Consider the following 7,748-nt stretch of genomic DNA (forward strand, 5'->3'; position numbering starts at 1 on the left):
CCGTCCCCGCCGCCGGCCTGCTGATGACCGGCTATGCGCTGGGCGTCTTCGTCGGCGCACCCCTGCTGACCATCGCCACGCGGACCCTGCCGAAGAAGACCACCCTGCTGGTGCTGATGGTCCTCTTCACCCTGGGCAATCTCGCCTGCGCCGTGGCACCGACCTATGAGCTGCTGATGGCCGCGCGCATCCTGACGGCCCTGGCCCACGGCACCTTCTTCGGCGTCGGCGCCGTCGTGGCGACCCAGCTCGTCGCACCGGAAAAGAAGGCCTCGGCCATCGCCATCATGTTCACCGGCCTGACGCTGGCCACCCTGCTGGGCGTGCCGTTCGGCGCCTGGCTGGGCCTGCAGTTCGGCTGGCGCTCGACCTTCTTGGCCGTCACCGGCATCGGCATTCTGGCCCTGGCCGTCCTCGCCGCCTTCGTCCCCGCGACGAAGACCACCGAGCCGCTGGGCCGCCTGCGCGACGAGTTCGCCGTGCTCAAGCGCCCGCAGGTCCTGCTCGGCCTGGCCATGACGGTGCTGGGTTTCGGCGGGGTGTTCGCCATCTTCACCTATATCCAGCCGATCCTGACCGAGATCTCCGGCTGGTCCGAGGCCGCCGTCTCGCCGATCCTGCTGGTCTTCGGCGCGGGTCTGGTCGGCGGCAACCTGCTGGGCGGCAAGCTGGCCGACAGGCGCCTGGCCCCGGCCCTGCTGGGCACGCTGGCGGCCCTGACGCTGGTGATGTTCGTCTCCGGCTGGGCCTTCCATGACCGGATCGGCGCCATCGTTGCGACCTTCTTCCTCGGCGCCGCCGCCTTCTCGACCGTCGCCCCGCTGCAGTTGCGCGTGCTGCAGCAGGCCGGCGGCGCGGGTCAGGGGCTGGCGTCCAGCCTGAACATCGCCGCCTTCAACCTCGGCAACGCCTTCGGCGCCTGGCTGGGCGGGGCGGTGATCGCGAGCATCGGCATCGCCGCCGTGCCGATGATCTCAGCCGCCGTGCCCCTGGCCGCCCTGGGGCTGGCCGTTCTCAGCCTTTCCATCGAACGCCGCGCCCGCGTCGTTCCCGCCTGAAGGAGTTCTCCATGGAAACCCGCCGTCTCGGAGCGTCCACGCTCGAAGTCCCCGTCCTCAGCTTCGGCGCCGGCACCTTCGGGGGTCAGGGGCCGCTGTTCAGCGCCTGGGGCGACACCGATGTCGCCGGCGCCCGGCGTCTGATCGACATCTGCCTGGAAGCCGGGGTCAATCTGTTCGACACCGCCGATGTCTATTCCAACGGCGCGTCGGAAAGCATTCTCGGCGAGGCGCTGAAGGGCCGCCGCGACGCCGCCCTGATCTCCACCAAGGTCGGCCTGCCGTTCGGCGACGACCCCGCCGACAAGGGGACCGGCGGCGCGCGCCTGCTCCGCGCCGTCGATGACGCCCTGGCCCGCCTGCAGACCGACCGCATCGATCTGCTGCAACTGCACGCCTTCGACGCCCACACCCCGATCGAGGAGACGCTGGCCGCCCTGGACGCCCTGGTGAAGGCCGGCAAGGTCCTGCACGTCGGCGCCTCGAACTTCTCCGGCTGGCAACTGATGAAGTCGCTCGCGCTCGCCGACGCCAACGGCTGGCCGCGATACGTCGCCAACCAGACCTACTACTCCCTCGTCGGCCGCGACTACGAATGGGAGCTGATGCCGCTGGGGCTGGACCAGGGCGTCGGCGCCATGGTCTGGAGCCCGCTGGGCTGGGGCCGCCTGACCGGCAAGATCCGCCGCGGACAGCCCCTGCCCGCCGGCAGCCGCCTGCACGACACCGCCGCCTTCGGTCCTCCCGTCGACGACGAGCGCCTGTACCGCATCGTCGACGCCCTGGACGAGATCGCGGCCGAGACCGGCAAGACCGTACCCCAGATCGCCATCAACTGGCTCCTGCGTCGCCCGACGGTGTCCAGCGTGATCCTGGGCGCGCGCAACGAAGACCAGCTGCGCCAGAACCTGGGCGCCGTGGGCTGGACGCTGACGCCTGAACAGGTCGCACGCCTGGACGCCGCCAGCGCGGTGACGCCGGCCTATCCCCACTACCCGTACTGGGGCGAAGGCGGGTTCCGGGCGGTCAATCCGCCGCCGGTCTAGGGACGGTGGGAGCCTGGGGCCGCCTCCGATCGGAAGGCGAGCCAGCTGGCCAGGGCGAAGACCCAGACGCTGACGCCGCCGAAGAGCAGCACCCCGCCCATGCCGTCGGCCAGGGCCTGATGGACGACCGCCGCCGGCACGCCTGCCTCGATCGGCGGCGTGGTTCCGGCGGCGACCTGTTCGGCGATCGCCTTCAGGCTGGCGGCGTCGGTGCCCGCGGGTGAGGCGGCGGCCAGAGAGGCGCGAACGCCTTCCAACAGGATGAAGCCCATCAAGGCGATGTTCACCGCCAGGGAGATCATGCGCGCGCTCATGTCGACGCCTGACGCCATACCGGCGCGCTCGGGCGGCGCGGCGCCCGTCGTGGTGTTGGTGACGGGCGTGTTCGTCAGTCCCAGTCCCATGCCGGCGATGACGCAGCCCGGCAGGATGGTCAGGGCGCTGGCGTCCGCCGTCTCGCTCCCCAGCCGCATCAGGAAGAAGCCGAGCCCGATGGTGAACAGCCCGGCCGGAATGACGACCCGTGGCTGAAGGCGCAGGGACAGGCGTTCCGCGATCGGCGGCATGACCAGCGTCGGCAGCGTATAGGCCAGCAGCCCGATCCCGGCGGCGACGCTGTCCAGGTGCAGGCCGGCGCTGAACCAGATCGGCAGGTAGATCATGAAGGGCCAGTAGCTGACGTTCATCGCCGCCGACCCCAGGATCGCGCCCGAGAAGGCGCGGATGCGGAAGATCGAGAAATCGATCATCGGCCGCCGGGTCGCCCGTTCGACCAGCACGAAGGCGACCGCGCTGGCCACGCAGACGCCCAGCACGGCGAGCGCCACCGGGTTGGCGAAGCCGAGCGCCGGACCCTGGGTGATATACCAGGCGAGGCAGAACACCGTCAGGGAAAGGGTCGCCATGCCGGCCAGGTCCAGACGCGCCGCGTCCGGATCGCGGGATTCCTCGATGGCGAGCGCCGCCAGTACGATCACGGCCACCGCCAGGACGCCGTGGATCAGGAACACCCATTCCCAGCCCCAGACCGAGACGATCCCGCCGCCGATCAGCGGGCCGAATCCCAGGCCGACGCCGGCGACGACCCCCCACCAGGCGAAGGCCCTGCTTCGCTCGCTCGCACTGCGGAACTGGTTGGACAGGACCGCGATCCCGCACACCAGCATGGCTCCGCCGCCCAGGCCCTGAAGGGCGCGGGCCGCGATCAGGACCGGCGTGTTCGGGGCCAGGCCGCACATCAGGGACGCCAGGCCGAAGGCGACGACGCTGGCCATGAAGACCCGCTTGCGCCCGAAACGGTCGGCCAGGGTACCCGTCGCCATCAGCACTACCGTCACGGCGATGGTGTAGGCGTTCATGATCCACTGCAGCTCGGCGAAGTCCGCGCCCAGAACCGCCGGGTCCCTGAGCGTCGGCAGGATCGCCGGGATGCTGGAAATCTCCAGGCCGAACATCAGGGCGGACAGGCAGACCGCCAGCAGGGCGATCACGCCGCGTCGGGACGCGGATGCAGTGGGAGCGGTCGTCATGGAAAGCCTCTCGTGATGGCGAGCGGCGAACCTAGGGAGGTTCCAGTCACAACAGAACTGGATGTCTGACCATTTCAGAGATAACGATTTCGAATGACATCACCCACCATTCTCGACGTCGCCGCCGTACGCGTCTTCGTCGCCATCGCCGACCTGAGCAGCTTCACGCGCGCGGCCGAGGCGCTCGGGTCCACCCAGGGGGCGATCAGCGTCAAGCTCCGGCGGCTGGAGGACCAGTTGGGCCAGCGGCTGGTCGAACGCACGCCCCGGCTGGTCCGGCTCTCGCCCCAGGGCGCCCTGTTCATCGACGCCGCCCGCGAATTCCTGGCCGCGCACGAAAAAGCGGTCGCCACACTGTCAGCGACGCGTCGGCGCTTCGCCCTGGGCGTCGCCGCCCATGTGGCTGGACCCGAAGTGACCACCCTGCTGGCGCATCTCAACGCCTACGACCCCTGCCTCACCATCGAGGTGCGGATCGAGACGCCTCGCGCGCTGCTGGACGCCTTCGACCGTGGGGAGCTGGACGCCGCCATCGTCCGGCGTGAGGACGTCCGGCGCGACGGCGAAGTGCTGGGACCCGAACATTTCGGCTGGTTCGCGTCGCCCAATCTTCGCTGCAGGCCGGACGAGCCGTTGCGGTTCGCCGCCCTGTCGGCCGAATGCGGCGTCAGGAACATCGCGACCCAGGCGCTCGACGCCGCCGGCATCGCCTGGTCGGAGGTGTTCGTGGGCGGCAGTTCCTCGGCCGTCGCCGCGGCCGTGTCGGCGGGGGTCGCGATCGCGGTCTTTCCCCTGCGGCTCGCGCCGCCCGGGACGGTCGAGGTGAGCGAGCGCTATGCGCTTCCGCCCCTGCCCGACTCGGAGATCCTGCTGTTCTCCACCCTCGTCGACGCCAAGTCCCGCGAGGCCCTGCGGACGATCGCGGCCGGGTTCCGGTCGCACCGCTCCCGAGACGCGAACGCGCCGGTCGCCGCCCTGGCCTAGAGCGAAATCTGATGCTGGACCGTTTTTTGGAGTCTGGTCGAAACGACCTGAAGCCAAAATGATCTAGGGCTGGAGCCGGTAGCCGCCCGCGTCGGTCAGCAGCAGCCGCGCCTGACCGGGCTCGGGCTCGATCTTCTGGCGCAGGCGGTAGATGTGGGTTTCCAGCGTATGGGTCGTGACCCCGGCGTTGTAGCCCCAGACCTCGGTCAGCAGCTCCTCGCGCGACACGGCCTTGGCCCCGGCGCGGTAGAGGTACTTCAGGATGTTGGTTTCCTTCTCGGTCAGCCGGACCTTCTTGCCCTTGTCGTCGACAAGGACCTTGGCCGCCGGACGGAATTCATAGGGCCCGATACGGAAGACGGCGTCTTCCGACTGTTCATGGCTGCGCAGATGGGCGCGGATGCGCGCCAGCAGGACCGCGAAGCGGAAGGGCTTGGTGACATAGTCGTTGGCCCCCGACTCCAGCCCCAGCACCGTGTCGGAATCCGACGATTGGGCGGTCAGCATGATGATCGGGGTCGAGACGCCGTCCTTGCGCAGCAGGCGGCAAGCCTCCCGGCCGTCCATGTCCGGCAGGTCGACGTCGAGCAGGATCAGGTCGGCGCGGACCTCACGGCCCATCTTCACGCCCTCGGTGGCCGTCGAGGCCTGGACCGGGCGGAAAGCCTCGTGGAGCGCCAGCTGCTCGGCAAGCGCCTCGCGCAGGTCGTCGTCGTCGTCGATGATCAGGATCGTCTTGGGCGTCGGCATGGGTCCAACAATGGAGAGAGCCGGTCCAAACGCCAAGGGCGCCGGTCCGTTAGGGCGTGATTTTCAGTCCACAGAGGGCGTTTCGCCGCGATTTCGTTCCCCGAACAGGGCCGAACCGATGCGAACATGGGTCGCACCGAAGCGGATCGCGACCTCATAGTCGCCGCTCATCCCCATCGACAGGACGTCCAGTCCGTTGCGGCGCGCGATCTTGCGCAGCAGGGCGAAATGGATGCCGGGGGCCTCGTCCGCCGGCGGAATGCACATCAGGCCCTCGACGGTCAGCCCCGCGGCCCGCGCCTGCGCGACCAAGGCGTCGGCCTCTTCCGGCGGAACCCCGGCCTTCTGCGGCTCGGCGCCCGTATTGACCTGCACCAGCACCCGCGGCGCCCGGCCCGCCTTCGCCCCCTCCGTCGCCAGCGCCTCGACCAGTTTCGGCCGGTCCAGGGTCTCGATGACCTCAAACAGGGCGACGGCGTCGGCGACCTTGTTGGTCTGTAGCGGCCCGATCAGGCGCAGTTCGAGGCCCGGCGCGTCCCGACGACCGGACCAGTGTCCTTGCGCCTCCTGAACCCGGTTCTCGCCGAACACCCGCTGTCCCGCGGCCAGCGCCGCCTCCAGGGCGACGTCAGGCTGGGTCTTGGTCACCGCGGTCAGGATCACGGTCGCCGGATCGCGCCCGGCGATGCGGCAGGCGCGGGCGATCTTGCGACGGACGGCGTCGAAGCTGGACGCGATGGAGGGATCGGGGGAAGAGGAGGTCATGAACCGGTCGGACGCGGATACCCTGTGGCGGATCGCCAGCGGTCTAGCCCGTGAAGCGGCCAAAGTCAGCCGGGCGCAAGGCCGCCCGCGTCCCAACCTGCCGCCTCTGCTGTTCTTCACCGATCCCGAACGCACGCCGCGTCCGTGGGAGGTCGCCGAACGCCTGCCCGTCGGCGCCGGCGTGGTCTGGCGCCATTTCGGCGCGCCGGACGCCCTCGAGACGGCGCTGCGACTGCGCGAGGCGACGCGGCGGCGCGACGGCCTGCTGCTGATCGGCCTGGACGCCGCCCTGGCCGAGACGGTCCAGGCTGACGGCGTCCACCTGCCCGAAGCGGCGACGGACCAGGCCCCCGCCCTGGCGGCCCGCCATCCGGGCTGGACGATCACCGCCGCCTTCCACGGCCTGTCCGCCATTCCTGATATCGTCGGGATCGACGCCCTGATCGTGTCCCCGATCTTCCCCGCGGGCGGAGCCTCCGCATCCAAGGTCCCGCTCGGCGTGGATCGATTGAAGGCGCTAGCCCAGGAGGCCCCGGCGCCCATCTACGCCCTGGGCGGCGTCGACGCGTCGAACGCGCACACGCTCATCGGCTCGGGCGTCTATGGAATAGCGGGAGTGGGGTCGGTCCGCGCGGCCTTCGAAGCCGATTAGAAGCGGAAGATCGATTCCAGACGGAAGCGGGCCGTCGGACGCTCGGTCTGCGGCGCGCGGGCCGGATCGCGTTCAGTCTCGGCCAGGCCGGCGGCGGCCCCGACGCGCAGGCGCGGGTTGACGCGGTAGTAGGCCCCGGCCTCGACGTCGCCGAGGGAGTCTTCGCGGCCGACGGGCTGGTTCAGGTTCAGGTCCAGGCCCCAGCGGCCGCGCTCGGTGAAGCGCAGACGGCTCTGGTTCTGGCTCGGCGTGGCGGTGCGGGCGGCGCTGGCTTCACTCAGGGACACCGCAGGCGCACGTCCGCGCGTCGCGGTTTGGGCCGCGGCGGCGTCAGCGGCGGCGACGAGGGCGAGCCCCGCGACCAGTCCAGCGATGACGGCGCTCTTGCGCATGTCCTGCCCTTCATGTCCCGCCGGGGGTCCCGGCGTGATCTGTATCCGGCAACTAGACACCGCCGGACAGCCCGGTCAACGGAACGGCGACGCTGAACGTCAGTTCCGTACGACTCAGAGGGACTCCTGTGGCGCGAGCGTCACGGCCACGGCCTCCCCCGCCGCGTGCGCGCCGCCTCCCGGACACGATCCGGCGCCGCTTGAAACGTCTTCGCCTTGTCATCGCCCCTTTTCGCCGTGTTATAGAGCCTCGCTTCGGCTCTGACCCGCGTTCGGGCGGCCCGGCGCGTGCGACGGAAGGTCCGGCGTACGCCCTTGATCGAATGGAGAACTCTCGATGGTGCTGGTTCGCGGTGCGACGCTCGCCCTGATCGCCTCGGGCCTGGTGCTGGGCGCCTGCTCTGCCGAACGTCCCTTCGGTCCCACCGTCGGCGACGTCTTCGGCGGCGGAAAGCCCTCGGCCACAGCGGCGCGCGCCGCCCAGACGGGCATCGGCGTGAACGCCTATCTGTGGCGCGCCACCCTGGACACCTTCGCCTTCATGCCGCTGGCCAACGCCGACCCGTGGGGCG

The 7,748-nt window shown here is 70.3% G+C and carries 8 protein-coding genes and 1 pseudogene; 5 read left to right on the top strand and 4 right to left on the bottom strand.

The annotated features are described in order from the left end of the window. Positions 1 to 1,058, top strand: a 1,058-nt coding sequence (locus tag Q0C81_RS05560; RefSeq protein ID WP_291834756.1) for an MFS transporter, incomplete at its 5' end; no start/stop codon positions are given. A gap of 11 nt (positions 1,059 to 1,069) precedes the next feature. After that, complete coding sequence (locus Q0C81_RS05565; protein ID WP_291834759.1) at positions 1,070 to 2,104, top strand: aldo/keto reductase; 1,035 nt, start codon at positions 1,070 to 1,072, stop codon at positions 2,102 to 2,104. On the opposite strand, the gene Q0C81_RS05570 is transcribed toward Q0C81_RS05565, so the two are convergent. Beyond that, complete coding sequence (locus Q0C81_RS05570) at positions 2,101 to 3,633, bottom strand: MFS transporter (RefSeq protein ID WP_291834762.1); 1,533 nt, start codon at positions 3,631 to 3,633, stop codon at positions 2,101 to 2,103. The genes Q0C81_RS05565 and Q0C81_RS05570 overlap by 4 nt on opposite strands. Positions 3,634 to 3,726: 93 nt before the next feature. On the opposite strand from Q0C81_RS05570, the gene Q0C81_RS05575 reads away from it, so the two are divergent. Next, on the top strand, positions 3,727 to 4,617 hold the full coding sequence (locus tag Q0C81_RS05575) for a LysR family transcriptional regulator (protein WP_291834765.1): 891 nt from the start codon (positions 3,727 to 3,729) through the stop codon (positions 4,615 to 4,617). Positions 4,618 to 4,680: 63 nt separating this feature from the next. On the opposite strand, the gene Q0C81_RS05580 is transcribed toward Q0C81_RS05575, so the two are convergent. Further along, complete coding sequence (locus tag Q0C81_RS05580) at positions 4,681 to 5,367, bottom strand: response regulator transcription factor (protein ID WP_291834768.1); 687 nt, start codon at positions 5,365 to 5,367, stop codon at positions 4,681 to 4,683. Positions 5,368 to 5,430: 63 nt separating this feature from the next. Next, positions 5,431 to 6,132: a YggS family pyridoxal phosphate-dependent enzyme gene (locus Q0C81_RS05585; RefSeq protein ID WP_291834771.1), complete on the bottom strand. Its 702-nt coding sequence runs from the start codon at positions 6,130 to 6,132 to the stop codon at positions 5,431 to 5,433. On the opposite strand from Q0C81_RS05585, the gene Q0C81_RS05590 reads away from it, so the two are divergent. Continuing rightward, positions 6,131 to 6,784 carry a thiamine phosphate synthase gene (locus tag Q0C81_RS05590; RefSeq protein ID WP_291834774.1) on the top strand — a complete coding sequence of 218 codons (654 nt, stop codon included), beginning with the start codon at positions 6,131 to 6,133 and terminating at the stop codon, positions 6,782 to 6,784. The two genes, Q0C81_RS05585 and Q0C81_RS05590, sit on opposite strands and share 2 nt — an antisense overlap. Here the strand turns inward: Q0C81_RS05590 and Q0C81_RS05595 are convergent. Beyond that, positions 6,781 to 7,176: an NtrZ family periplasmic regulatory protein gene (locus tag Q0C81_RS05595; protein ID WP_291834778.1), complete on the bottom strand. Its 396-nt coding sequence runs from the start codon at positions 7,174 to 7,176 to the stop codon at positions 6,781 to 6,783. The genes Q0C81_RS05590 and Q0C81_RS05595 overlap by 4 nt on opposite strands. Positions 7,177 to 7,654: 478 nt before the next feature. Here Q0C81_RS05595 and Q0C81_RS05600 point away from each other — a divergent pair. Beyond that, positions 7,655 to 7,748, top strand: a pseudogene (locus Q0C81_RS05600) (DUF3576 domain-containing protein); the annotation flags it as partial.

Origin of the sequence: Brevundimonas sp., from assembly GCF_023259385.1 — a bacterium.
In the GTDB taxonomy this organism is placed as follows: Bacteria; Pseudomonadota; Alphaproteobacteria; order Caulobacterales; family Caulobacteraceae; genus Brevundimonas.